The sequence below is a fragment of the Pseudomonas sp. GV071 genome (assembly GCF_003050835.1).
GTDB lineage: Bacteria > Pseudomonadota > Gammaproteobacteria > Pseudomonadales > Pseudomonadaceae > Aquipseudomonas.
In genome coordinates, this window is sequence record NZ_QAOJ01000002.1 from 247,205 (window position 1) to 270,743 (window position 23,539).

Sequence of the window (23,539 nt, forward strand, 5' to 3'; positions counted from 1 at the left end):
AGGAGCCTGACGATGCTGACCTTAAAGCAATCCCGGCGCCTGCACAGCGTGGTGGTAGGCACCTTGTCCTGGGCCGTGGCGCTGCTGATCTTCTTCCCGATCTTCTGGATGATCCTCACCAGCTTCAAGACCGAGATGGACGCCATCGCCACGCCGCCGCAGCTGTTCTTTATGCCGACGCTGGAGAACTACCTGCACATCAACGAGCGCAGCGACTACTTCAGCTTTGCCTGGAACTCGGTGCTGATCTCGTTCTCCGCCACCCTGCTGTGCATGCTCATCGCGGTACCGGCGGCCTACTCCATGGCCTTCCATGAAAGCCGCCACACCAAACGCACGCTGCTGTGGATGCTGTCGACCAAAATGCTGCCGCCGGTGGGCGTGTTGATGCCGATCTACCTGCTGTGCAAAAGCATGGGCCTGCTCGATTCACGCCTGGCGCTGATCGTGATCTACACCCTGATCAACCTGCCGATCGTGGTGTGGATGGTGTACACCTACTTCAAGGATATTCCCGTGGATATCCTTGAAGCCGCCCGCCTGGACGGCGCCACCACCTTCCAGGAAATTGGCCGTGTGCTGTTGCCGATTGCCCGAGGCGGCCTGGCCTCGACCATGCTGCTGTCGCTGATCCTCTGTTGGAACGAGGCATTCTGGTCCCTCAACCTGACCTCTTCCGCCGCTGCCCCGCTGACCGCACTGGTGGCCTCCTACTCCAGCCCCGAAGGGCTGTTCTGGGCCAAGTTGTCCGCCGTCTCCACCCTCGCCTGCGCCCCCATTCTGATTTTTGGCTGGATCAGCCAGAAGCAACTGGTGCGTGGCCTGTCTTTTGGTGCCGTGAAATGACCGGCCGCGTATTCAAGGAGTGCTCCCATGGCTGATCTCAGCATTCGCAATTTGCAGAAAGGCTTCGATGGCCACGCCATCATTCAGGGCATTGACCTGGATGTGCGCGACCGCGAATTCGTGGTGTTCGTTGGCCCGTCGGGCTGCGGCAAATCCACCCTGCTGCGCCTGATCGCCGGCCTGGAAGAAGTCACCAGCGGCACCATCGCCCTGGATGGCAAGGACATCACCGACCTGGCGCCGGCCAAGCGCGACCTGGCCATGGTGTTCCAGACCTACGCGCTGTACCCGCACATGACCGTACGCAAAAACCTGTCGTTTGCCCTCGACCTGGCGCGGGTCGACAAGGACACGGTGAAGGCCAAGGTCGACAACGCCGCGCGCATTCTCGAACTGGAGCGCCTGCTGGAGCGCAAGCCCAAGCAGCTCTCCGGTGGCCAGCGTCAGCGGGTGGCGATTGGTCGGGCGATTGTGCGCAACCCGAAGATCTTTCTCTTCGATGAACCGCTGTCCAACCTCGACGCCGCCTTGCGCGTGCAGACCCGCCTGGAACTGGCGCGTCTGCATAAAGAGCTGAAGGCGACGATGATTTACGTCACCCACGACCAAGTCGAAGCCATGACCCTGGCCGATAAGGTGGTGGTGCTCAACGGCGGGCGTGTCGAGCAGGTGGGTTCGCCGCTGGAGCTGTACAACCACCCGGCCAACCTGTTTGTCGCCGGCTTTCTCGGCACGCCGAAGATGGGCTTTTTGCGCGGCACGGTGGGCGGTGTGGATGGCAGCAGCTGCGAAGTCCAGCTCGATGCCGGCGCCAACCTGCACTTGCCGCGGGTAGCCTGCGGGCAGACGCCGGGCGCCAGCGTGACCCTCGGCGTGCGCCCGGAGCATTTCAATATCGTGCCGGCCGGCGAAGGCCAATTGCAGGTGATCGCCGATGTCAGCGAACGGCTGGGCAGCGACACCTATTGCCACGTGCGTACCGCCTCCGGCGAGAACCTGACCATCCGCGTGCGCGGCGACTTCGCCCCGGCCTATGGCCAGCCGCTGGAGCTGGCCTTCGACACCGCCCATTGCCACCTCTTCGATGCCGCAGGCGTTGCCATTGATAAACGCAGCGCTGCCGAGCAGGCCGCGTAAGGATTTTTTATGAAGCTCAACCGCTCCAACCTGACCCGCCTGGTGCCCTATATCGCTCTGCCCGCCTATGACCTCGGCGCACGAACGCAAGGCATTGCCCACATCGGCGTCGGCGGTTTTCACCGCGCCCACCAGGCGATCTACACCGAAGCCTTGCAGAACCAGGGCAAGGATCTGGACTGGGGCATCTGCGGCGTCGGCCTGCGCAGCGAAGACCGCGCGATGCGCGATGCCCTGGCCAGCCAGGACTACCTGTATACCCAGGTGGAACTGGGCGACACGCCGGATCTGGAAGTGCGCATCGTCGGCGTGATCGGCGCGATGCTGCTGGCCGAAGACTCGGCCCAGGCGCTGATCGACAAACTGGCCGAGCCGGCGATTCGCATCGTGTCGTTGACCATTACCGAAGGCGGCTACTGCATCGATGACGCCAGCGGCGAATTCCTCGCCGAGCTGCCGGCCATCCAGCACGACCTGGCCAACCCGCAGGCGCCAAAAACCGTGTTCGGTTTTCTGTGTGCCGCCCTGGCCAAACGCCGCGCCGCTGGCACGGCGGCGTTTACCCTGATGTCGTGCGATAACCTGCCGCACAACGGCGCGGTGACCCGCAAGGCGCTGCTCAGCTATGCGCGCCTGGCCGATGCCGACCTGGCGCTGTGGATCGAAGACAACGTCAGCTTTCCCAATGCCATGGTCGACCGCATTACGCCAATGACCAGTGACGCCCACCGCCAGCAATTGGCCCGCGAGCATGGCGTCGACGATGCCTGGCCAGTGGTGTGCGAGCCGTTCCTGCAATGGGTGCTGGAAGACAAGTTCGTCAACGGCCGCCCGGCCTGGGAAGAGGTCGGCGTGCAGTTCACCGACGACGTGTCGCCCTATGAAGAGATGAAGATCAAGCTGCTCAACGGCAGCCACCTGGCCCTGACCTACCTGGGTTTTCTCAAGGGCTACCGCTTTGTGCACGAGACCATGAACGACGAGCTGTTCCGCCGGTATGTACGGCGTTTTATGGACCTCGACGTGACCCCGCAGCTGGCACCGGTGCCGGGCATCGACCTGACCGATTACAAAGACACCCTGATTGAGCGCTTCTCCAACCAGGCGATTGCCGACCAGCTGGAGCGGGTGTGCTCGGACGGCTCGTCAAAATTCCCCAAATTCATCGTGCCGACCCTGAACCGCTTGATTGCCGATGGCGCCGAACTGGATCGCGCGGCATTGGTGGTGGCGGCCTGGGCGTTGTATCTGGATGGCGTAGATGAGCAGGGCACCCCCTACCGTATTCCCGATCCGCGGGCGGAGTGGGCGCAGAGTCTGGTGGCCGACCAAGCCAGCCTGACGGCCCGTTTGCTTGGCGCCGAGCTGGTGTTCGGTCCGGCAATTCCAGCCTCTGCCGCCTTTGTCGCCGCGTTCGAGCGCCAGCTGCATAACCTGCGCACCCTGGGCGTGAGCGGCACCCTGCAGGCGCTGCTGGACGGCGGCCGTGCCGATTTGCTGCAACAGCATCGCTGAGGTTTTGTGATGGGTTTTTACCTCGGTATCGACTGCGGTACCCAGGGCACCAAAGCCCTGGTGCTCGACGCTGTCAGTGGGCAGGTGCTGGGCGCCGGTGGCGCACCGCATCGGCTGATCAGCGGGCCTAACGGCCACCGTGAGCAGCACCCGGCAGACTGGCTAAACGCGTTTGAACAGGCCATTCACGCCGCGCTGGCCGAGGCGGGCATCAGCGGCCAGGAGATTGTCGGCATCGGCGTTTCCGGCCAGCAACACGGACTGGTGCTACTTGATGCTCAGGGCCAGGTGCTGCGCCCGGCCAAGCTCTGGTGCGACACCGAGTCGGCCGCCGAAAACCAGCGCCTGCTCGATTACCTGGGTGGCGAACAAGGCTCGCTGGCGCGCCTGGGCGTGGCTATCGCGCCGGGGTACACAGTCTCGAAACTGCTGTGGACCAAGGAGCAGCATCCGGCTATTTACAGCCGCATTGCCCATATCCTGCTGCCCCACGACTACCTGAATTTCTGGCTCACCGGCCGCTACTGCAGCGAGTACGGCGACGCCTCCGGCACTGGCTATTTCAATGTGCGAACCCGCGAGTGGGACCATGAACTGCTGCGCCATATCGACCCCAGCGGACGCCTTAACGATGCGCTACCAAGCCTGATTGGCGCGGATGAAAGCGTCGGCACCCTGCTGCCGGATGTGGCGCGGCGCCTGGGCCTGAACCCGCAGGCGCGGGTGGCCAGCGGCGGCGGCGACAACATGATGGGTGCAATCGGCACCGGCAATATCAGCCCCGGCGCCATCACCATGAGCCTGGGCACCTCCGGCACGCTGTACGCCTATGCCGAGCAGCCGCAGGTGAGCCCGCATGGGGCGGTGGCGACCTTCTGTTCCTCGTCCGGCGGCTGGCTGCCGCTGATCTGCACCATGAACCTGACCAACGCCACCGGCGCCATCCAACAGTTGCTGGAGCTCGACCTGGCCAGCTTCGGGACGTTGGTGACGCAAGCTCCGATTGGCGCCGAAGGGGTGTTGATGCTGCCGTTCCTCAATGGCGAGCGGGTGCCGGCGCTGCCCCAGGCCAGTGCCAGCCTGTTGGGGCTGACCAGCGATAACCTGACCCGCGCCAACCTCTGCCGTGCGGTGCTGGAGGGCGTGTGTTTCGGCCTGCGTTATGGCCTCGACCTGCTGCGCGCCAGCGGCCTCGAAAGCCGCGAGATCCGCTTGATCGGCGGCGCGGCAAAAAGCTCGGTGTGGCGGCAGATCGTCGCCGATATCATGGCCACCCCGCTGGTGTGCCCGCAGCACACTGAGGCGGCCGCATTGGGCGCGGCGATTCAGGCGGCGTGGAGCGACGGCGAAGGCAGTCTGGACGCGTTGTGCCATCGCTGCGTAAGCCTCGATACGCGCACCGTGACCACACCCGACCCAGCCGCCAGCGCCGCGTACGAGCCGGTGTACCAAAGTTACCGGCAGCAGGTCATGCAGCTGCAATAAGCTATCCCCACCTATTTATGCGTTTCAGGAGTTCCCCATGTACCTGGTTTGCGGCGAAGCGTTGTTCGACTTTTTCACCCAGGCCGCCGGCGGGCGCAGCAGCGAGCTTGAGTACAAAGCCATCGCCGGCGGCTCACCATTCAACGTGGCAGTGGGCTTGCGCCGGCTGGGCGTGGAGTCGGCGCTGTTTGGCGGGCTGTCCACCGATTTTCTCGGTGAGCGCCTACGGCGGGTGCTGGTCGAGGAAGGCGTGAGCGAGCAGTTTCTGGTGGCGTTCGATGCGCCATCGACCATGGCCATGGTGGCACTGGATGCCAACGGCCACCCGCGCTATTCCTTCCGTGGCGAGGGCTGCGCCGACCGTGCGTTGCGCACTGAACACCTGCCGGCGTTGGGCGCGGAGGTGCGCGGCCTGCACGTGGGTTCGTTCTCGCTGGTGGTACAGCCGATTGGCGACACCTTGCTGGAACTGGTACGCCGCGAGACGGGCAAACGGTTGATCAGCCTTGACCCCAATGTGCGCCTCAACCCGCAGCCCGATGTCGAGCTATGGCGCACGCGGGTGGAAGAGTTGGCGCAGTTGGCGGACCTGATCAAGGTCAGCGATGAAGACCTGCAGCTGCTCTATCCGCAGACGGCGCCGGAACAGATCATCGAGCGTTGGCTGGGTGGGCGTTGCCAGCTGGTGCTGATGACGCGCGGCGCCGGTGGCGCCACGGCATTCAGTCGCCAGCACGGCAGCTTCGGCGTGCCGGCCCGGCCGGTGCAGGTAAAAGACACCGTGGGCGCGGGCGATACCTTTCAGGCGGCGTTGCTGGCCTGGCTGACCCGGGCGGAACTGGATAGCCCGCACGGGGTGGCCAGCTTGAGTCGGGAGGAGATTGAAAGCCTGCTCACCTACGCCGTGGCAGCCGCCGCCGTGACCTGCTCGCGCACCGGGCCGGATCTGCCCCATCAGCACGACGTGGTGGTGTAACCCCCCTCAACGCAGCGCGGCAGGCCACCGTCCAGGCTCAGGTGAAGTTGTACCGCACCAGATGAAAGAACACCGGCGCGGCAAAACACACCGAGTCCAGGCGGTCGAGCATGCCGCCGTGGCCTTCGATCATATGGCCCCAATCTTTCACCCCACGGTCACGCTTGATGGCCGACATCACCAGCCCGCCGATAAAGCCCATTAGGCAAATCACGAAGGCCAGGGCCAACGCGCCGAGAAAACTGAACGGCGTCATCCAGAACAGCGCGCCCCCCAGTAGCGTCGCCGACACCACGCCGCCAATCAGGCCTTCCAGGGTTTTGGAGGGCGACAGATTGGGCGCCACTTTTGTTTTGCCCAGCAGCTTGCCCCAGATGTATTGCAGTACGTCCGAGGACTGCACCACCAGCACCAGGAAAGCGATCAGCAGCAGGTTGCGGCCTTCATAACCGGCGATATGCAGGGTCAGCAGCGCCGGTACATGGGAGATGCTGAATACGCAGATCATCAATCCCCATTGCACCTTGGCCGTGCGTTCGAGGAAGCGCGTGGTGTCACCGCCAATCGAGGCCAGGAACGGCATCAGCAGGAACACGTACACCGGGATAAAGATGCTGAACAGCCCGTACCACTCGGTATAGACCAGGAAGTACTGGAACGGCAGCACGCAGTAGAACGCCGCCACAAGCGCCGGGTAGTCGCCCATGCGCGTCTGCGTCAGGGTGATGAATTCGCGCAGGGCGAAGAACGACAGCATAAAGAACAGCACCAGCACGCCGGCTTTGCCGAAAAAGAACGCGACGCCAAGAATCGCCACCATCACCCACCAGGCGTTGATCCGCGCGTTGAGGTTTTCGATGACCGGGGTGGCGCCTTTCTTCCATTTCAGGATCTGCCCCACCAAGGACGCCAGGGCCAGAAACAGCCCGACGGCGATAAATACATTCAGGGTTTGCCGATCCATCTCAGGCCTCCTCAGGCGTCAGGGCCAGCAATGCCTCACGGCTGCGGGAGAGAAAGTCTGCCTTGGCTTCACCCTCCAGCAACTGCAGGGGCGTGCCGAAGGTCAGGGTGCACAGCAAGGGCAAAGGCAGCGTACGGCCCTTGGGCATCACGCGCTTGAGGTTGTCGATCCACACCGGCACCAGCTCCACATCCGGGCAACGGCTGGCCAGGTGGAACAGGCCGCTTTTGAACGGCAGCAGGCCGTCTTCAAGGTTACGGGTGCCCTCGGGAAACAGAATCAGCGACTCGCCGCCCTCCAGCACCGCGCCCATCTGGTCGATGGGGTTGGGGTCCTCGGCGGTGGGCGCTCGGGCGATCAGCACGCCGCGAAAGACCTTGTTGATCAGAAAGCTGCGCACACCACCCTTGCCCCAGTAATCGGCCCCGGCCACTGGCCGGGTGCTGCCGCGCATATGGCTGGGCAGCGACGACCACAGCAACACGAAGTCGCCATGGCTGTTGTGATTGGCAAAGTAGACCCGCGGTTTCGGATCCGGCGCGCAGCCAACCCACAGCGCGCGTGCGCCGGTGACAGCGGCCGCAAAGCCAATGATCAGGCGGGCGACAAAGGCGCCGCGCCAGCTGTAATCCGATACATGTGACATAGGGCGTCCTCTAGGCAAACGCGCCAGCCGCTACAGCGGCCACCGCCAACAGAAGTTGTACAGCGAACGCCAGGCCCTGCTTGCGCAGCAGACCCAGGGCGCCCTTGCAGCGCAAGGTCCAGTCGCGTCCGACATTGGCGGCCGGCATCAGGCCCAGGCCGAGCAGGCCGTCGTCCAGTTGCGCGGTGGCTGCGTCCAGGTCATCGGCGTCGGCCAGGCGAGCAAACAGCGCCGCATCGAAGGCCACGCGCATGGCCCAGTATTTTTCCAGCGCGCCGGCCAGCAACGCGAGCATTAGCAATACGGCGACCAGCACCCACTTGTACTGGAGGGTCAGCAGCAAGGCACTGGCCAGTGCCACCACACTCAGACCTGTGGATAACTGATCCAGCCGCTGCCCCTGTTCGAGCAAGCGGGCACAGCTGAGCAAACGCAGATCGCTCATGTCTCTACTCCTACCGCAGCCAGGTTGCGCCGGTGCTCTTCACGCAGCACCACACCAGGCCGGGCCTGACGCAGCAGCGCTTCGGCCGCCTGCGGGTCGGCCGCACGGCCGGTAGTCAGCAACCAGGCGGCTACCGCTGCGGCGCTGCGCGAATAACCGAGGGCGCAACACACCAGCACCGGCCCCTGTTGCCGAGCCTGCTCGATGGCCTTGGCTGCGGCCTGCAGCAATTCCGGGCTGGGCGGAAGCAGATCGAGGGTGGGCAGGTTGTGGTAAGCGCAGCCGGCACTCGTGCACGGCAACTCGGCGCACAGGTCGACAATGGCCCGGATCGGCATGCCGTCGAGTTCGCCTTTGTTGGGAATCCGCCCCAGCCACACGTCATCCATCACCAGCACTAGCGCCGGCTGGCGTGCGGTCCACAAGCGCGAGTTAACCCACGCGCCGATCAGATAAGGCCCGAACAGAAAGTTCGTCGCCCAGCTGAGCGCGCCGTCAGCGTGCTTCTGGAAACCGGCGGCGCCCACCAGCAGGTAATTCAATGCCACCAACACCAGCGCAGTGGCCGGCCAGGTCAGCCACCAACCCAGGCCCCCAACGCTGACGCCCAGTGCACCGAGCGCCAAACCGCCCAGCCCGTAGTAAAAAGCCAGGCGTCGCCCTTTGGCCTGCGCCTGCCAGCGCAGGTGCGCCAGCGGGCTGGGGCGATCCAATGGCCAGAGCCAGATACACAGCCAACCCACCAGAATGCCGGTGGGCAAATCGATGAAATGGTGCTGGTAGGTGGTGAGTACGGACAGGCCGATCAACCCGAACCAGATATGCAGCAACCACCGCAACAACCCCTTGGGCGTGTGAGCGGCGTAGCGTACCCACAGCACGATGAGCAGCACGATATGCAGTGAAGGTGCCTGGTTGAAGGGTTTGTCAAAACCCATCAACACCTCAAACATCCAGGCGAAAAAGCCGGTCATTTCCGGGCGGGCAAAGGTGTAGGTGAGCGGGAACAACAGAAACCCGGCAATGGCCAGAACCTGCGCACTGAGCAAGCGACGGGCATGGATATCCAGCTCGTGCCGGCTGCTGCACAGCAGCAACGACAGGCCGTAGAGCAGGTCGATGGACCAGTACGGCACGATGGTCCAGGCCCAGAACGGCGTGTGGTGTTCCCAGGCAAATACCAGGGTGCCGACGTCCGCGCGCTGGCTGGTGAACCAGTTGGCTAAGCTGTAGGTGGCGAAGAACAGCGGCGCCAGAATCAGCAGCCACACCAGCGCCCGGGGAAAGCGCTGGCGCACGCTCAATTGCGGATGCACGGGCGCCAGGGTGACGGCCTCGCTCATGCCTCGATCCGCTGCGCCAGGCTGACGCTGAAAATGCCCCATTGATCGATGCGCTGGATAACCTTGCGGAACCCTGCCGCTTCCACCAACTGGTCCATCTCGGCCTGGGTACGACGGCGCATCACCCAGGCCTGACCACCACGGTGGCTGGTCAGGGCGCGGGCAATCAGCTGCAACTGCGGGTGCCAGGGTTGGCCGGTGTAAATCAGATAACCGCCGGGTTCAACCGCCTCGGCCAAACCGCCCAGGGAAGCGCTGACCATGCTGTTGTCGCCGAAGAGTTCATACAAGCCCGAGACAATCGCGAGCGTCGGTTTCGGATCGAGGCTGGCCAGGCTGACCGGGTCGAAAGCGTTGCCTTTGACGAACTGGGCAATATCCGCCAGGTCTTTTTCCGCGATCAGGGCACTGCCCTGGCTGACGTTGAGGTCGCTGTAATCGCGCAGCAGGATCGAGTCCGGGCGTTGTTCCAGGCCCTGCAGCGCTTCGAGCACGTAGCGGCCATGGCCGGCGGCGATATCGACGATACGCGTCGGTTTGCCCTGCGCTTGCAACGTCTGCAGGGTGTCACGCAGCAGCTCTTCGATATGTAGCTTGCGCTGCCGGATGCCGCGCCAGCCGATAGAGTTGAGGTAGTTGGTATCGATCATCCGCCCCAGCGAACCGGTGCCGGTCGGCGTGTTGCGGTACACGTAATCCAGGGTGCTGCCGGAGTCGAAGCCGGTGTCGAAACCCAGCTTCACCCCAGCCGACAATTTGGCGCCCAAGCCCATCGAGGCACGGGTGACGCGCCAGTAAAGGCCGGCGGGCGACAGCGGCGGCAGCGGCGTGGCCAGGCCTTCGGCTTCAGATTTAGTGAAGCCTATAAGGTCGGCGTTCAACAGCTGCGGGCGGCTCAGCGGCTGGCTGAACTGCAGCTCAATAAAGCCGCGCGCCTTGCTCACGGCCAGGTGGCGATCCGCTTCACCGAGGGTGTCGTGGTAGAACCCGGGGAGCAGATGACGCTCCTTCTGCAACGTGCCGAGGCGCTGGAAAAACAGCTCCTGGGGTTTGCGCTTGACCACGAAATCGGCGCCGGAAATCAGCAGTTGGGTCGGTACCTGAATCGCCTCGGCGTCGGCTACCACGCGGTCGGCGGCCTCATACAGACCGAGCAGCTGATTGACCGAAATCGCCTTGGCAATCAGCGGGTCGCTGGCATAGCTCTCGGCGCGCGCCTTGTCATGGGTGAGCATGCCGGGGCGCACATAGCTTTTGACGAAGAAGTTGCCTTTGAGCTTGCGCAGCAAGGTCAGACCCGGGCGCGCCAGGGGCACGTAAAGGTTGATATCGAAGGCCGGCGAGGCCAGCACCATGCAGCGAATGCGCGGCGCGTAGTCATGGGCCCAGGTGGCGGCCAACACGGCGCCAACGCTTTGCGCCACGACGGCAATGTCTTCGATGGCAATGCCATGCTCGCGCTGGATAAAGGCGACGAAGTCCTCCACATCGCGCACGCTGGCGGCAAAGCTCGGGCTGTCGCCGCGCTCGCCCGGCGAATGGCCATGGCCACGAGCGTCCCAGGCAAAAAAGGCGAAGTCCGGCAGGTTGAGTTCGTCCACCAGGTGCGCCATGCGCGCGGAATGCTCATGGCCACGGTGCAGCAGCACAATGGCTTTGCGCGGGGCGTCGGGGGTGGCATCGACGGCAGGCCAGTAGCGATAGAACAGGTCAACGCCGTCATGGGTGGGAAAAGTGGCGTTGTGTTGCAGGCGTTGGGTTTCCATCCGTAGAACTCCAGTAATGAATTGAGGTTAGCTGGCAGGTCGCTCAGCCAGCCCGCGCTTCACGCGGTTGTAAGTGGTGTACACCAGCAAGGCGGCCAGCACGGCCATGACGGACGTCAGCCAGGGTGCGACCGGAATGCCAATGGCCAGCAGAAAGCCCAGCAGGCCGAAGACAAACGCGCGATCACTCTTGCCCATCGGCCCGTCGTAACGGCGCGAAGCACCGACCATCAGCCCCAGCACGCCGGCGTATTCACTCAGCCAGGCCAACAGCACCACGGCGCCGACAGCAGCGCCATACACCCCGGCCAGGCAAGCAAACGGCAGATACAGCGCGGCATCGGCAACCAGATCGGCAATTTCGTTGAGATAGGCCCCCAGGCGCGATTGCTGGCCAAATTCGCGAGCCAGCATGCCATCCACCGCATTCAGGCCCATGCGCAGCAGCATCCACAGCGGTAAGAGCGCAAACACCGCACGGTGCTCCGCCAATATCGCCACCACCGCGCCGACCACAATCGAAATAGCACAGGCAAACAGCGTCACCTGATTGGCGGTGACGCCGCGGGCATGCAGACGGGTAACGGAGGGGCGCAGCAGATTCTGAAAGCGGGGTTTGAGATCGTAGATCGACGGCATGGGGCGCTCGCAGTGAAAAGAGCCTCGAAGGACTGTACGCAGAACAGAACGCCGCTGCCGGGAATTGGTCACACCGCGCCGGTTGGGTGGTGCTGTTTAGCCGAGCAACGGCTGGAGGGTGGCCGCTGAACGGCGAAGCTGGAACAATATCGGCCCGGCTATAGTCATCCCGTTCCCTCGTTTCTCGCTCAGGAGTGCTTCCATGAACACGCGCGACCAACAAAACCTCGATCGCCTCGACCAGGCCGAAGGCGAGGGCGCCGATGAGGCGTTGCAGCAGATCGTTGCGGGTTTTCAACGGTTTCGCACGGACGTCTTCCCCCAGCAGCAGGAGCTGTTTCAAAAGCTCGCCACGGCTCAGCGCCCACGGGCGATGTTCATCACCTGCGCCGACTCGCGCATCGTTCCCGAATTGATTACCCAGAGCTCGCCAGGCGATTTGTTCGTAACCCGTAACGTCGGCAACGTGGTGCCGCCTTATGGGCAAATGAACGGTGGGGTTTCCACCGCCATCGAATACGCGGTGCTGGCCCTGGGCGTGCACCACATCATCGTGTGCGGCCACTCCGATTGCGGTGCCATGCGCGCGGTGATGAATCCCGACACCCTGGAAAAAATGCCGACGGTAAAAGCCTGGTTACGCCATGCCGAGGTGGCCAAGATCATGGTCGCCGACAACTGCAGCTGCGGCACCGAGCATGAAACCCTTGGCGTGCTGACCGAAGAGAACGTGGTGGCGCAGCTGCAACACCTGCGCACCCACCCATCGGTGGCCTCGCGGATGGCCAGCGGGCAGTTGTTCATTCACGGCTGGGTGTACAGCATCGATACCAGCGAGATCCGCGCTTATGACGCCGAGCGGGCGGAGTTTCTGCCGCTGGATGGCACCAGCCCGATTCCGATGGCCACGCCGCGCCCGCGGTACTCCCCGCAATAGGTCGTAGGGTGTGCTATGCGCACCCTGGCGTTTACTCGGTAATCGCTTGGTGCGCGCAGCACACCCTACGGGACGGTGTTTACACCACTTCCTGCAACTGCAACTCCACCCCCAACTGCCGTGACAGGCAAGGCCACTGCTGCCAGGCCGCGTGGGTATTGGGGCTGCTCAAGCGGCCGCGATAGGCCTGCACCGAAGCCTGTTCGAAGATGCTCGCATCGAGCATCCCGTCCACGGCGTGGTGTACGGCTTCGTCCAGTTGGTTGGCGAAGGGTTCGCCGATCAGTTGGTGAGCAATCAGGTTGGCCACGGTGGTATCCAGCGGAATCAGCGGCTGGCCCAGGTGGGTGATGTAGCGGTCGTTCACTTCTTCCACCAGGCGGTGCGCCAGGTAGGCTTCGTCGAGCATGCCATCCAACCCTTCATGGCCGGCCATCAGCGCGGGCGGGTGGAGGAAGAACTCTTCGGCGACTTTCAGCACCGGCTTGATCTGCCCTTCGATGCCAGCGTCTCGCGCCACCTGGTTGGCGGCGTCAAGAATGTCCGGAACCTGGTCGATGTAGGCGGCGACGAACCGCACCAGCGCGCCTTTGCCGTCAGCAGCTGGCAGGCGAATGGCGCGGTGCAGGTCAGCAATTTTTCCTTCGAGCTGATTGGCCAGGTGCGCGCTTTCAGCTTCGTGTTGGTGTGCGCGTTGAATCAGCTCGCGCAATGCGGCGGTTTTCATGACTGCTCCCGAACAAAGGACATGTATGTAAGAAGGTTCTGTCACCCGGTGGAAGACAGGAACATTAGCTGGCACTGCGCAGATGCTAAGACGCGATTGTCATAATTGCATAATCTTTACCGTCGAGGCCGTTATAACGCTGGCGTTACACCTTTTCCCAAGCCAATAGAACCGCGGGCTTTAGCTCAAGCCTTGGCTGCCAATTGTCTTTTTTGCTTCGACGTTGCGAGGTCGAAGTCGCTGGCTATACTCCGAAGCGAAAGACATGACCTGATGAACCCGGACTGAGCCAAGGCAAGGAATGGGTGCGACAGCTAAGTCAGTTTTCTAGCTCGACGCTCCCTTCGCCGCAGGCCCAGCCGGCGGGATAACAAGAACGATAAGGGGAACCCGCAATGATGCGACATCCACGAGTTTGGATGGGCCTCCTGCTGTGGTCGGTATTCAGCCAGGCGCACGCTGCCTGGACCGTGAATATGACGCAGGGTGCAACGGCAACCAGTAACGCCGTGTTCGATCTGCACATGACAATCTTCCTGATCTGCGCCGTTATCGGCGTGCTGGTATTCGGCGCGATGTTCTGGTCGATGCTGGTACACCGACGCTCCACCGGCCAGGTCGCCTCGCACTTTCATGAAAGCACCACGGTGGAGATTCTCTGGACCGTCGTGCCGTTCGTGATTCTGGTGGCGATGGCCGTTCCGGCGACCAAGACGCTGATCAACATCTACGACAGCAGCGAGTCGGAGCTGGATATCCAGATCACCGGTTACCAGTGGAAGTGGAATTACAAATACCTCGGTCAGGAGGTGGAGTTCTTCAGCAACCTGGCCACCCCCACCGAGCAGATCCATAACCAGGCGCCGAAAGACGAGCATTACCTGCTCGAAGTCGATCAGCCATTGGTGATCCCGGCCAACACCAAGGTGCGTTTTCTGATTACCGCAGCCGACGTGATCCACTCCTGGTGGGTGCCGGCACTGGCAGTGAAGCGCGACGCCATTCCCGGCTTCGTCAACGAAGCCTGGACCAAGGTCGAGAAGCCCGGCATCTACCGTGGCCAATGCGCCGAGCTGTGCGGCAAGGACCACGGTTTTATGCCGATCGTGGTCGAGGTCAAATCCAAAGAGGATTTCGCCAAGTGGCTGGACGAGCGCAAGCAGGAAGCGCTGGCGATGAAAGAACTGACCAGCAAGGAATGGACCCGCGAAGAGCTGGTTGAGCGCGGCGACAAGATCTACCACACCACCTGCGCCGCCTGTCACCAGGCCGAAGGCCAGGGCCTGCCGCCGATGTTCCCGGCACTCAAGGGCTCCAAAGTCGCCACCGGGCCGAAAGAAGACCACCTGCACACCGTGTTCTTCGGCAAGCCGGGCACCGCCATGGCCGCCTTCGGCAAGCAGTTGTCGGAAGTCGATATCGCCGCGGTGATCACCTACGAGCGTAATGCGTGGGGCAACAACGTCGGTGACATGGTCACCCCGAAAGACGTTCTGGCCCTGAAACAGGCGAACAAATAGGAGCCCCACCATGAGTGCAGTGATTGAGCCTGGCCATGCTGGGCACGCCGATGACCATGACCACGGCCACCATGGCCCCGCCAAGGGTTTGATGCGTTGGGTGCTGACCACCAACCATAAAGACATTGGCACCATGTACCTGTGGTTCAGCTTTGCCATGTTTCTGATTGGCGGCTCGTTCGCCATGGTGATCCGCGCCGAGTTGTTCCAACCGGGGCTGCAGATCGTCGAGCCGGCGTTCTTCAACCAGATGACCACCATGCACGGCCTGGTGATGGTGTTCGGCGCGGTGATGCCGGCCTTCGTCGGCCTGGCCAACTGGATGATTCCGCTGATGGTCGGGGCGCCCGACATGGCCCTGCCACGGATGAACAACTTCAGCTTCTGGCTGCTGCCGGCGGCCTTCGGCCTGTTGATCAGCACCTTGTTCACCGCCGGCGGCGGACCGAACTTCGGCTGGACTTTCTACGCGCCGCTGTCCACCACCTACGCGCCGGAAAGCGTGACCTTCTTTATCTTCGCCATTCACCTGATGGGTATCAGCTCGATCATGGGCGCGATCAACGTGATCGCCACCATCCTCAACCTGCGCGCCCCCGGCATGACCCTGATGAAGATGCCGCTGTTCGTCTGGACCTGGCTGATCACCGCCTTCCTGCTGATTGCGGTGATGCCGGTACTGGCCGGCTGCGTAACCATGATGTTGATGGACATCCACTTCGGCACCAGCTTCTTCAGTGCCGCCGGTGGCGGTGACCCGGTGTTGTTCCAACACGTGTTCTGGTTCTTCGGTCACCCCGAGGTGTACATCATGATTCTGCCGGCCTTCGGTGCCGTCAGCTCGATCATTCCGGCGTTCTCGCGCAAGCCGCTGTTCGGCTACACCTCGATGGTTTACGCCACCGCGTCGATCGCCTTCCTGTCGTTTATCGTCTGGGCTCACCACATGTTTGTGGTCGGCATTCCCTTGGTGGGTGAGCTGTTCTTCATGTACGCCACGCTGCTGATCGCCGTGCCCACCGGGGTGAAGGTGTTCAACTGGGTGACCACCATGTGGCAAGGCTCGCTGACCTTCGAGACACCGATGCTGTTCGCCGTGGCCTTCGTGATTCTGTTCACCATCGGCGGCTTCTCCGGGCTGATGCTGGCCATCGCCCCGGCGGACTTCCAGTACCACGACACCTACTTTGTGGTGGCGCACTTCCACTACGTGCTGGTGCCGGGGGCGATTTTCGGTATCTTCGCCTCGGCCTATTACTGGCTGCCGAAGTGGACCGGACACATGTACGACGAAACCCTCGGCAAGCTGCATTTCTGGCTGTCGTTCGTGGGCATGAACATGGCCTTCTTCCCGATGCACTTCGTCGGTCTGGCCGGCATGCCGCGGCGGATTCCGGACTACAACCTGCAGTTCGCCGACTTCAACATGGTGTCCTCGATTGGCGCCTTCAGCTTCGGCGCTACGCAGTTCCTGTTTCTGTTCATCGTGATCAAGTGCATCCGTGGCGGCAAACCCGCACCCGCCAAACCCTGGGATGGCGCCGACGGCCTGGAGTGGACCATTCCCTCGCCAGCGCCGTATCACACCTTCACTACCCCTCCGGAAGTGAAGTGAGCCAGCCATGAGCGAAGGCATCGCCACCAAAAAACTGGTCACCCGCCTGCTGCTGTTGGTGGTGGTGATGTTCGCCTTCGGTTTTGCCCTGGTGCCGATCTACGACGTGATGTGCAAAGCCTTCGGCATCAATGGCAAAACCGCTGGGCAGTATTCCGGCGCTCAGCAACAGGTGGATGAAGCCCGGCAGGTGAAGGTGCAGTTTCTCGCCACCAACGCCGCCGACATGGTCTGGGACTTTCACCCGGTGGCCGCCGACCTCACGGTGCACCCGGGCGCGGTCAATGAAATGACCTTTATCGCCCAAAACCCCACCGACAAACCCATGGCCGCGCAGGCGATTCCAAGCATCGTGCCGTCGGAAGCGGCGGCCTATTTCCACAAGACCGCCTGCTTCTGTTTCAACCAGCAAGTGCTGCAACCCGGTGAACGCGTAGAAATGAAGGTGCGCTTCATCGTCGACCGTGATCTGCCCAAGGATGTCTACCACCTGACCCTCGGTTACACGCTGTTCGACATCACTGCTCGCCATGCGCCGATAGCGGCCAAGTAAGCGGTGTAAAACAAGGAGAACAATAAGATGGCGACGCACGACGAGGCCCTGCCAAAGAGCCCCAACTCCGATTACGAGCACTACTACGTTCCCGCCCAGAGCAAGTGGCCGATCATTGCCACCATCGGCATGCTCACCACCATGTACGGCCTGGGCACCTGGTTCAACGACCTCAAGGCGGCCCGCCCGGAATCCCACGGCCCGCTGATTTTTTCCATCGGTGGTTTGCTGGTGGCCTACATGCTGTTCGGCTGGTTCAGCACCGTGGTCAAAGAAAGCCGCTCGGGCTTGTACAGCAAGCAGATGGACCGCTCGTTCCGCTGGGGCATGAGCTGGTTCATCTTTTCCGAGGTGATGTTTTTTATCGCCTTCTTCGGCGCGCTGTTCTACGTGCGCACCTGGGCCGGCCCGTGGCTGGGCGGCGAAGGTGCCAAGGGCGTGGCGCACATGCTCTGGCCGAACTTCGAATACACCTGGCCGCTGCTGCACACCCCCGACCCCAAGCTGTTTCCGGCGCCCAAAGACATCATCAACCCGTGGCACCTGCCGCTGATCAACACCATCTTGCTGGTCAGCTCCAGCGTCACCGTGACCCTCGCCCACCACGCCCTGCGCCACGGTAAACGCGGCGCGCTGAAGGCCTGGCTGGGGCTGACCATTCTGCTCGGCCTGTGCTTCCTTACTTTGCAGGCCGTGGAATACGTCGAGGCCTACCACGAGTTGGGGCTGACCCTGGGTTCGGGCATCTACGGCGCAACCTTCTTCATGCTCACCGGTTTCCACGGCGCCCACGTGACCATCGGTACGCTGATTCTGGCGGTGATGCTGATCCGCATCCTGCGCGGCCATTTCGATGAGAAGCAGCACTTCGGCTTCGAAGCGGCCAGCTGGTATTGGCACTTCGTCGATGTGGTGTGGGTGGGGCTGTTTATCTTTGTCTACGTGCTTTAGCGCGCAGGCTTACCACGTAGCGTGGGTGACCAACTGGCCGCTGTAAAAGCCCCAGGTCACCAACGCCAAGGTCAGCGCCGCGAGTACCACACGCACGGTCAGCGCATTGACCAGACGGGATGAGTTGCCCTGGTCCTTGACCAGAAAGAACAGGCCGCTGAACAGACTGACGATGGTGGCCAACAGCATGAACACGATTGCCGCTTTGAGCATGGTGTGAGTCTCGCCAATGGGGAAGGGGAATGCCGTGGAGTATAGCCAGTCACCCGCCGCAGTCCGGGCGCGTCCAGTGAGGCGGTTTCGCCCTGGCTGGCTGCCGACGCTGGTGGTGGCGGTGCTGCTGCCGGTGCTTGTGCTGCTGGGGTTCTGGCAATTGGCGCGGGCCGAGGAAAAACACCAGTTGCTGGTCAGCTATGAAGCGCGGCGCATGGCCGCCCCGATGGGCATTATCGAGCTTGAAACGACACCGGACGCGGCTTATCGCCGGGTGCACCTGAGTGGCTATTTCGACGAGCAGCACAGCGTGCTGCTGGACAACCGAACCCGCGACGGCAAGGTCGGTGTCGAGCTGCTGCAACCCTTCTACGACCAGGCCAGCGACCTGTGGCTGCTGGTCAATCGCGGCTGGCTGCCCTGGCCAGACCGGCGTAACCCCGCGCAATTCAGCACCCCACCGGCGCTGCAGAATCTGGACGCCTGGGTGTATGTACCGCCCGGCGCCACCTTCCAACTGCAAGCCGACGCACCGAGCAACCAATGGCCGCTGCTGCTCAACGCCGTGCACCCACAGGCGCTGTGGACGCAACTGGGCCGCGCGGGCCTGGCCTATGAAGTGCGCTTGGAGCCCAGCGCCGCAGCCTACCAGGCCGACTGGCCGGTAGTCGCCATGGGGCCGGAGCGGCACCAGGCCTATGCCGTGCAGTGGTTCGCCCTGGCGGCGGCGCTGCTCGGGCTGTTTATCTATTTCGGTTTTCACGCTGCGCCCAAGCGCGAGCCAATTCTGGGAGAACAACAATGACCAGCTCCGTGATGCCCATGTCCCACGCGCCACAACCGCAACGCCGCCAAGGTCGCCTGCAACTGATTCTGCTGCTGGCTTTGACCATCGGCCCGATGGTGTTGGCCACCTGCATGTACCAGTTCCGCTTCTGGGTGCCTGAGGGCCGCAACTACAGCGGCGAACTGATCGGCAACGGCCAGAGCCGCACCGACCTGGGCATTCAAGGCGATGAAGGCAACACCTGGCAGATCGTGGTGACAGCCCCCGCCGCCTGTGCTGATGACTGCCGCCAGTTGGTGTACCTGGCCCGCCAACTGCAGATCGGCCTGGGCCGCGAAGCCTCGCGCGCCACCCACGGCCTGGCCACCGCGCAACCGGTAAGCGAGGCCTACAACGCCGAGCTGGCCCGCGACTACCCGCGCCTGGACCGCTACGGCCTCGACCCCCAGGCCTACAGCAAAACCACCCCGGCCACTGGCGCCGAACCGCAGCTGTGGCTGATCGACCCGCACGGCAACCTGGTGCTGCGCTACGACGCGAAAACCAAGGGCAAGGCGATCCTCAATGACCTGCGCCTGCTGCTGAAGCTTTCGAACATCGGCTGAGAGAAGGGAACCCCATGGCCAAGCCCGGATTTCGTTTAGCCCTGCTCGCCACTGTTCTGGCAGTGGTGGTGGTGTTGCTTGGCGCCTATACCCGCCTGACCCACGCCGGCCTCGGCTGCCCGGACTGGCCGGGCTGCTACGGCTTTATCAGCGTGCCGGCCAGCGAGGCACAACTGGCCCATGCCGAAGCCAACTTTCCCCACGCCCCGGTGGAAGCGCACAAGGGCTGGAACGAGATGATTCACCGCTACTTCGCCGGCAGCCTGGGGCTGTTGATTGTCGCCCTGGCAGCCGTTGCCGTGCGCCGTCGTGGCGAACCGGGGCAACCTTTGAAGCTGCCGTTGCTGCTGCTCGGCGTGGTGATGGCCCAGGCTGCGTTTGGCATGTGGACGGTGACCCTCAAGCTTTGGCCACAGGTGGTGACCGCGCACCTGCTCGGTGGCTTCACCACTTTGGCGTTGTTGTTTCTGCTGACGCTGCGCCTGTCTGGCCGGCTGCAACGTTTGCCGGCGGTGCCGGTGCAGCTGCGGCGCCTGGCGGCCGTGGGTTTGCTCGCGGTGATCGGCCAGATCGCCCTCGGCGGCTGGGTCAGTTCCAACTACGCAGCAGTTGCCTGCATCGACCTGCCGACCTGTCACGGCCAATGGTGGCCAGAGATGGACTTTGCCAACGGCTTTCACTTGAGCCAGCACATTGGCCCCAACTACCTCGGCGGCCAACTCGATAGCGATGCGCGCACCGCCATTCATTTCACCCATCGTCTCGGCGCCGGGTTGGTCACTTTGATTTTGCTGGCCCTAGCCTGGCAGCTGCAGCGCGCCCATCACGGGCGCCTGGCCGGCTTGCTGGTGTTGGCCCTGGCAGTGCAGATCAGCCTGGGCGTGAGCAACGTTTTGCTGCACCTGCCGCTGGCCGTCGCCGTGGCGCACAACGCCGGTGGTGCGTTGCTGTTACTGACCCTGGTTTTAGTCAATTACCGCCTGCGCGCGGCCGCCAACCCGGCGCACGCAGCGGCAAAAAATTGGGTCAGCCAATCGGCTACCTGAACAATAAAAAAGAAGGAGAGACGCCATGGCTACTCTACTCAGTGAAGGTCACAGCCAAGCGCTGTGGCGCGACTACCTGGAGCTGACCAAGCCCAAGGTGGTGGTGCTGATGCTGATCACCTCCCTGGTCGGCATGTTCCTCGCCACCCGCGCCGGCGTGCCGTGGACGGTGCTGGTGTTCGGCAATCTGGGCATTGCCCTGTGTGCCGGCGGCGCAGCGGCAGTCAACCATGTGGTGGACCGGCGTATCGATGCAGTCATGGCCCGCACCCATAAACGGCCGCTGGCTGAAGGGCGGGTGTCGCCGGTGGCGGCGCTGAGTTTTGCACTGGCGCTGTCGGTGCTCGGTCTGGTGGTGTTGCTGGCCTTCACCAATGAGCTGACGGCCTGGCTGACCCTGGCTTCCTTGCTGGGTTATGCCGTGCTGTATACCGGCTTTCTCAAACGCGCGACGCCGCAGAACATCGTTATCGGCGGCTTGGCCGGCGCAGCGCCACCCCTGCTCGGCTGGGTAGCGGTCACCGGCCATGTCAGCGCCGAACCGCTGCTGCTGGTGCTGATCATCTTCGCCTGGACCCCGCCGCACTTCTGGGCCCTGGCCATTCACCGCAAAGAGGAATACGCCAAGGCCGATATCCCCATGCTGCCGGTCACCCATGGCGAGCACTACACCAAGGTGCATATCGTGCTCTACACCCTGGTGCTGCTGGCCGTCAGCCTGATGCCCTATGTGATTCACATGAGCGGCCTGCTCTACCTCGCCTGCGCCGTGGCCCTGGGTGCGCGCTTTCTGCAGTGGAGCTGGGTGCTGTATTTCGACAGCAAACCCCATGCGGCAATCAACACCTTCAAATACAGCATCTACTACCTGTTTCTGCTGTTTATCGCCTTGCTGGTGGACCATTACTTTCTCTTGAGCCAGTAAAAACTGAGGGCAACACGCTCGACCGGGTGGGCGCGGCAAACCGAGGTGATGATTTTTTTGCCGCCCCGACTGTGGTTTTTCTCGTCTGCGTCGTCTTCTAGGGACCAGGGCTTGCCCCTAGCCACTTCGTCGAGACTGCCCATGACCGCTCAACAATTCCAACTGACCCACGCCCTGCGCTCGCAACGCCTGAACGCCCTGACCCACGAGCCGCACGCGCGTCTCGATGCCTTGGTAAAAAGCCACGACCCGTTCGGCAGCCGCGAGAATTTTGCCAAGTTCGTCGCCGCTCAGTACCTGTTCCAGTACGACCTGGAAAACCTGTACCGCAACGCCGAGCTGGCGCAGATCGTCGACGACCTGCCCAGCCGTGCCCGCGTTGAACAGGCGCGCCTGGACCTGGCCGACCTCAACCACGCGGTGCCGCAAGGTGATGAGTCGGTGCGTAGTCAGCAGCACGGCCTGGGCGCCGCCCTGGGTTGGGTATTTGTCTCCGAGGGCTCGAAGCTCGGTGCGGCCTTTCTGATCAAGCGCGCTGAAGCCCTGGAACTGAATGACAACTTCGGCGCCCGTCACCTCGGCGAACCCGAAGGCGGTCGCGCCCAAGGCTGGAAGAAATTCGTGGCCGCGCTCGATGGCGTGGTGCTGGATGCAGAGCAAGAGCGTCAGGCCGAGGCCGCTGCCATCGCTGCCTTCAACCGCTTTGCCGACCACCTGGAACGCAGCTTTGCCTGAGGCCTGTGAACCGCTGGCCCCACGCCGGCCATTGCGCTGGTTGTGGCTGGCGCTGGCCTACCTGAGCCTGGGGCTGGCGGTGCTGGGGGTGATCATTCCCGGCCTGCCGACCACCGAGTTCGTTCTGCTCGCCGCCTGGGCGGCGTCGCGCAGTTCGCCGCGCCTGGCCGCCTGGCTGGAAAATCACCGAATTTTTGGCTCGCTGCTGCGCAACTGGCGGGACGGCGGCGTCATCACCCGGCACACCAAGCTGATGGCCAGCCTGAGCATGCTGGTGGCGTTGGGCATCATGTTGCTCACGGTCAATCACCTGCCCTCGGTGGCCTTTGCCGCGCTGGGCATGAGCTGTGGCGCGGCGTGGATCTGGTCACGGCCGGAACAAGGCAAATCCTGAAACGCTTGACGGTTTCGGTCGCTCAGGCGATGGGGTACCGTTGGCGCTTCTCTGCCTACGAACTCTTGAGCTGCCCAGCCTATGACCCGCAAGCAAATCACCGTCGCCATTCTTGTCGCTATCGTTGCCTTGGTATTCGGCCTGACCGTCAACCGCGTGCTCAGTGGCAAAGGCCACGGTGACCCGGCGGCACTGATCGACGCCGGCATCATCCTGCTGCCTCAAAGCCGCACCCTGCCAGACCTGAGCCTGACCAACCAGCTCGGTGAGCCGGTGCAGGTGGACCAGTTGAAAGGCAAATGGAGCCTGCTGTTCTTCGGCTACACCTTCTGCCCGGACATCTGCCCGACCACGCTGGCGCAACTGCGCGAGCTGAAAACCAAGCTGCCCAAAGAGGCGGTGGATAACCTGCAAGTGGTGCTGGTGAGCGTCGACCCCAACCGCGACACCCCCGACCAACTGAAAAAATACCTCGGCTACTTCGATCCGCAGTTCCAGGGCCTGACCGGCGAGCTGGCGAACATCCAGAAGCTCGCCAATGCGGTGAGCATTCCGTTTATTCCGGGTGACACCAGCAAGGAAAACTACACCGTCGACCACAGCGGCAATCTGGTGGTGATCGGGCCGGACGGCACCCAACGCGGCTTCATTCGCGCGCCGTTGAACAACGCCAAGTTGGCGGTGCAGATTCCGGAACTAGTGAAGCCGTAGGTTGGGTTGAGCGCAGCGAAGCCCAACGATACCCAAGGCTAGGCCGCGACACCGCCGC

At 62.9% G+C, this 23,539-nt stretch carries 25 protein-coding genes; 17 read left to right on the forward strand and 8 right to left on the reverse strand.

From position 1 onward, the window contains the following. The first annotated feature begins 12 nt into the window (after positions 1 to 12). From C8K61_RS05070 to C8K61_RS05090, 5 genes are read left to right on the forward strand one after another with little or no spacing between them, the layout of a single operon-like run. The gene (locus C8K61_RS05070) at positions 13 to 846 is read left to right on the forward strand and encodes a carbohydrate ABC transporter permease (RefSeq protein ID WP_108095115.1); all 834 of its coding nucleotides are present in this window, start codon (positions 13 to 15) and stop codon (positions 844 to 846) included. Between the two features lie 27 nt (positions 847 to 873). After that, on the forward strand, positions 874 to 1,983 hold the full coding sequence (locus tag C8K61_RS05075; protein WP_108095116.1) for an ABC transporter ATP-binding protein: 1,110 nt from the start codon (positions 874 to 876) through the stop codon (positions 1,981 to 1,983). Between the two features lie 9 nt (positions 1,984 to 1,992). Next, the gene (locus C8K61_RS05080) at positions 1,993 to 3,498 is read left to right on the forward strand and encodes a mannitol dehydrogenase family protein (protein WP_108095117.1); all 1,506 of its coding nucleotides are present in this window, start codon (positions 1,993 to 1,995) and stop codon (positions 3,496 to 3,498) included. A gap of 9 nt (positions 3,499 to 3,507) precedes the next feature. Beyond that, entirely contained in the window at positions 3,508 to 4,983 is a 1,476-nt protein-coding gene (gene xylB, locus C8K61_RS05085) for a xylulokinase (RefSeq protein WP_108095118.1), read from the forward strand. 37 nt (positions 4,984 to 5,020) lie between these two features. After that, positions 5,021 to 5,959: a carbohydrate kinase gene (locus C8K61_RS05090; RefSeq protein ID WP_108095119.1), complete on the forward strand. Its 939-nt coding sequence runs from the start codon at positions 5,021 to 5,023 to the stop codon at positions 5,957 to 5,959. A 37-nt stretch (positions 5,960 to 5,996) separates the two neighbouring features. Here the strand turns inward: C8K61_RS05090 and C8K61_RS05095 are convergent, their stop codons facing one another. From C8K61_RS05095 to C8K61_RS05120, 6 genes are read right to left on the reverse strand one after another with little or no spacing between them, the layout of a single operon-like run. Beyond that, positions 5,997 to 6,923, reverse strand: coding sequence for a phosphatidate cytidylyltransferase (locus C8K61_RS05095; protein WP_108095120.1), 927 nt, complete (start codon positions 6,921 to 6,923; stop codon positions 5,997 to 5,999). Between the two features lies 1 nt (position 6,924). Then, the gene (locus tag C8K61_RS05100) at positions 6,925 to 7,569 is read right to left on the reverse strand and encodes a 1-acyl-sn-glycerol-3-phosphate acyltransferase (protein ID WP_108095121.1); all 645 of its coding nucleotides are present in this window, start codon (positions 7,567 to 7,569) and stop codon (positions 6,925 to 6,927) included. Between the two features lie 10 nt (positions 7,570 to 7,579). Further along, the gene (locus C8K61_RS05105) at positions 7,580 to 8,014 is read right to left on the reverse strand and encodes a hypothetical protein (RefSeq protein ID WP_108095122.1); all 435 of its coding nucleotides are present in this window, start codon (positions 8,012 to 8,014) and stop codon (positions 7,580 to 7,582) included. Then, positions 8,011 to 9,357: a phosphatase PAP2/dual specificity phosphatase family protein gene (locus tag C8K61_RS05110; protein WP_108095123.1), complete on the reverse strand. Its 1,347-nt coding sequence runs from the start codon at positions 9,355 to 9,357 to the stop codon at positions 8,011 to 8,013. The genes C8K61_RS05105 and C8K61_RS05110 overlap by 4 nt, the downstream gene beginning before the upstream one ends. After that, positions 9,354 to 11,123 (reverse strand): bifunctional alpha/beta hydrolase/class I SAM-dependent methyltransferase, encoded by a 1,770-nt coding sequence (locus tag C8K61_RS05115; RefSeq protein ID WP_108095124.1) that lies wholly within the window; start codon positions 11,121 to 11,123, stop codon positions 9,354 to 9,356. The genes C8K61_RS05110 and C8K61_RS05115 overlap by 4 nt, the downstream gene beginning before the upstream one ends. Positions 11,124 to 11,150: 27 nt before the next feature. Continuing rightward, a complete protein-coding gene (locus C8K61_RS05120; protein WP_108095125.1) occupies positions 11,151 to 11,762 on the reverse strand; it encodes a CDP-alcohol phosphatidyltransferase family protein in 612 nt (203 codons plus the stop codon). Positions 11,763 to 11,964: 202 nt separating this feature from the next. On the opposite strand from C8K61_RS05120, the gene C8K61_RS05125 reads away from it, so the two are divergent. Continuing rightward, on the forward strand, positions 11,965 to 12,699 hold the full coding sequence (locus tag C8K61_RS05125; protein ID WP_108095126.1) for a carbonic anhydrase: 735 nt from the start codon (positions 11,965 to 11,967) through the stop codon (positions 12,697 to 12,699). A 79-nt stretch (positions 12,700 to 12,778) separates the two neighbouring features. On the opposite strand, the gene C8K61_RS05130 is transcribed toward C8K61_RS05125, so the two are convergent. Then, the gene (locus C8K61_RS05130) at positions 12,779 to 13,426 is read right to left on the reverse strand and encodes a hypothetical protein (protein ID WP_108095127.1); all 648 of its coding nucleotides are present in this window, start codon (positions 13,424 to 13,426) and stop codon (positions 12,779 to 12,781) included. Between the two features lie 395 nt (positions 13,427 to 13,821). Here C8K61_RS05130 and coxB point away from each other — a divergent pair, with 395 nt between their 5' ends. The 4 genes from coxB to C8K61_RS05150 are packed head-to-tail and all read left to right on the forward strand — an operon-like array spanning position 13,822 to position 18,065. Further along, on the forward strand, positions 13,822 to 14,946 hold the full coding sequence (gene coxB, locus C8K61_RS05135; protein WP_108095128.1) for a cytochrome c oxidase subunit II: 1,125 nt from the start codon (positions 13,822 to 13,824) through the stop codon (positions 14,944 to 14,946). Positions 14,947 to 14,956: 10 nt separating this feature from the next. Further along, positions 14,957 to 16,561, forward strand: coding sequence for a cytochrome c oxidase subunit I (gene ctaD, locus C8K61_RS05140; protein WP_108095129.1), 1,605 nt, complete (start codon positions 14,957 to 14,959; stop codon positions 16,559 to 16,561). A gap of 7 nt (positions 16,562 to 16,568) precedes the next feature. Continuing rightward, complete coding sequence (locus C8K61_RS05145; protein WP_108095130.1) at positions 16,569 to 17,114, forward strand: cytochrome c oxidase assembly protein; 546 nt, start codon at positions 16,569 to 16,571, stop codon at positions 17,112 to 17,114. A gap of 27 nt (positions 17,115 to 17,141) precedes the next feature. Further along, positions 17,142 to 18,065, forward strand: a complete 924-nt coding sequence (locus C8K61_RS05150) for a cytochrome c oxidase subunit 3 (RefSeq protein WP_108095131.1) — start codon at positions 17,142 to 17,144, stop codon at positions 18,063 to 18,065. A gap of 9 nt (positions 18,066 to 18,074) precedes the next feature. Here the strand turns inward: C8K61_RS05150 and C8K61_RS05155 are convergent, their stop codons facing one another. Then, positions 18,075 to 18,278, reverse strand: a complete 204-nt coding sequence (locus tag C8K61_RS05155) for a twin transmembrane helix small protein (RefSeq protein ID WP_108095132.1) — start codon at positions 18,276 to 18,278, stop codon at positions 18,075 to 18,077. Between the two features lie 76 nt (positions 18,279 to 18,354). On the opposite strand from C8K61_RS05155, the gene C8K61_RS05160 reads away from it, so the two are divergent. The 7 genes from C8K61_RS05160 to C8K61_RS05190 all read left to right on the forward strand — a co-directional run bounded on the left by C8K61_RS05160 (position 18,355) and on the right by C8K61_RS05190 (position 23,481). Beyond that, positions 18,355 to 19,083 carry an SURF1 family protein gene (locus tag C8K61_RS05160; protein ID WP_108095133.1) on the forward strand — a complete coding sequence of 243 codons (729 nt, stop codon included), beginning with the start codon at positions 18,355 to 18,357 and terminating at the stop codon, positions 19,081 to 19,083. After that, entirely contained in the window at positions 19,080 to 19,670 is a 591-nt protein-coding gene (locus tag C8K61_RS05165; protein ID WP_108095134.1) for a hypothetical protein, read from the forward strand. Before C8K61_RS05160 ends, C8K61_RS05165 begins: the two co-directional genes overlap by 4 nt. Positions 19,671 to 19,684: 14 nt before the next feature. Further along, positions 19,685 to 20,716, forward strand: coding sequence for a heme A synthase (locus tag C8K61_RS05170; RefSeq protein WP_108095135.1), 1,032 nt, complete (start codon positions 19,685 to 19,687; stop codon positions 20,714 to 20,716). A 25-nt stretch (positions 20,717 to 20,741) separates the two neighbouring features. Next, on the forward strand, positions 20,742 to 21,641 hold the full coding sequence (gene cyoE, locus C8K61_RS05175; RefSeq protein ID WP_108095136.1) for a heme o synthase: 900 nt from the start codon (positions 20,742 to 20,744) through the stop codon (positions 21,639 to 21,641). A gap of 141 nt (positions 21,642 to 21,782) precedes the next feature. Beyond that, positions 21,783 to 22,376, forward strand: coding sequence for a biliverdin-producing heme oxygenase (locus C8K61_RS05180; protein ID WP_108095137.1), 594 nt, complete (start codon positions 21,783 to 21,785; stop codon positions 22,374 to 22,376). Continuing rightward, on the forward strand, positions 22,369 to 22,770 hold the full coding sequence (locus C8K61_RS05185; RefSeq protein WP_256589366.1) for a YbaN family protein: 402 nt from the start codon (positions 22,369 to 22,371) through the stop codon (positions 22,768 to 22,770). The genes C8K61_RS05180 and C8K61_RS05185 overlap by 8 nt, the downstream gene beginning before the upstream one ends. Positions 22,771 to 22,851: 81 nt before the next feature. Next, positions 22,852 to 23,481, forward strand: coding sequence for an SCO family protein (locus tag C8K61_RS05190; protein ID WP_108095139.1), 630 nt, complete (start codon positions 22,852 to 22,854; stop codon positions 23,479 to 23,481). Positions 23,482 to 23,539 lie beyond the last annotated feature (58 nt).

Bases quoted from the DNA above. Each gene is read 5' to 3' on its own strand.
- C8K61_RS05165 (WP_108095134.1), top strand. From the start codon at position 19,080: ATGACCAGCTCCGTGATGCCCATGTCCCACGCGCCACAACCGCAACGC.
- C8K61_RS05115 (WP_108095124.1), bottom strand. From the start codon at position 11,123: ATGGAAACCCAACGCCTGCAACACAACGCCACTTTTCCCACCCATGAC.
- C8K61_RS05130 (WP_108095127.1), bottom strand. From the start codon at position 13,426: ATGAAAACCGCCGCATTGCGCGAGCTGATTCAACGCGCACACCAACAC.
- C8K61_RS05125 (WP_108095126.1), top strand. From the start codon at position 11,965: ATGAACACGCGCGACCAACAAAACCTCGATCGCCTCGACCAGGCCGAA.
- C8K61_RS05170 (WP_108095135.1), top strand. From the start codon at position 19,685: ATGGCCAAGCCCGGATTTCGTTTAGCCCTGCTCGCCACTGTTCTGGCA.
- C8K61_RS05180 (WP_108095137.1), top strand. From the start codon at position 21,783: ATGACCGCTCAACAATTCCAACTGACCCACGCCCTGCGCTCGCAACGC.
- C8K61_RS05095 (WP_108095120.1), bottom strand. From the start codon at position 6,923: ATGGATCGGCAAACCCTGAATGTATTTATCGCCGTCGGGCTGTTTCTG.
- C8K61_RS05155 (WP_108095132.1), bottom strand. From the start codon at position 18,278: ATGCTCAAAGCGGCAATCGTGTTCATGCTGTTGGCCACCATCGTCAGT.
- C8K61_RS05150 (WP_108095131.1), top strand. From the start codon at position 17,142: ATGGCGACGCACGACGAGGCCCTGCCAAAGAGCCCCAACTCCGATTAC.
- C8K61_RS05145 (WP_108095130.1), top strand. From the start codon at position 16,569: ATGAGCGAAGGCATCGCCACCAAAAAACTGGTCACCCGCCTGCTGCTG.
- cyoE (WP_108095136.1), top strand. From the start codon at position 20,742: ATGGCTACTCTACTCAGTGAAGGTCACAGCCAAGCGCTGTGGCGCGAC.
- xylB (WP_108095118.1), top strand. From the start codon at position 3,508: ATGGGTTTTTACCTCGGTATCGACTGCGGTACCCAGGGCACCAAAGCC.
- C8K61_RS05075 (WP_108095116.1), top strand. From the start codon at position 874: ATGGCTGATCTCAGCATTCGCAATTTGCAGAAAGGCTTCGATGGCCAC.
- C8K61_RS05190 (WP_108095139.1), top strand. From the start codon at position 22,852: ATGACCCGCAAGCAAATCACCGTCGCCATTCTTGTCGCTATCGTTGCC.
- C8K61_RS05120 (WP_108095125.1), bottom strand. From the start codon at position 11,762: ATGCCGTCGATCTACGATCTCAAACCCCGCTTTCAGAATCTGCTGCGC.
- C8K61_RS05090 (WP_108095119.1), top strand. From the start codon at position 5,021: ATGTACCTGGTTTGCGGCGAAGCGTTGTTCGACTTTTTCACCCAGGCC.
- coxB (WP_108095128.1), top strand. From the start codon at position 13,822: ATGATGCGACATCCACGAGTTTGGATGGGCCTCCTGCTGTGGTCGGTA.
- ctaD (WP_108095129.1), top strand. From the start codon at position 14,957: ATGAGTGCAGTGATTGAGCCTGGCCATGCTGGGCACGCCGATGACCAT.
- C8K61_RS05110 (WP_108095123.1), bottom strand. From the start codon at position 9,357: ATGAGCGAGGCCGTCACCCTGGCGCCCGTGCATCCGCAATTGAGCGTG.
- C8K61_RS05070 (WP_108095115.1), top strand. From the start codon at position 13: ATGCTGACCTTAAAGCAATCCCGGCGCCTGCACAGCGTGGTGGTAGGC.
- C8K61_RS05080 (WP_108095117.1), top strand. From the start codon at position 1,993: ATGAAGCTCAACCGCTCCAACCTGACCCGCCTGGTGCCCTATATCGCT.
- C8K61_RS05100 (WP_108095121.1), bottom strand. From the start codon at position 7,569: ATGTCACATGTATCGGATTACAGCTGGCGCGGCGCCTTTGTCGCCCGC.
- C8K61_RS05105 (WP_108095122.1), bottom strand. From the start codon at position 8,014: ATGAGCGATCTGCGTTTGCTCAGCTGTGCCCGCTTGCTCGAACAGGGG.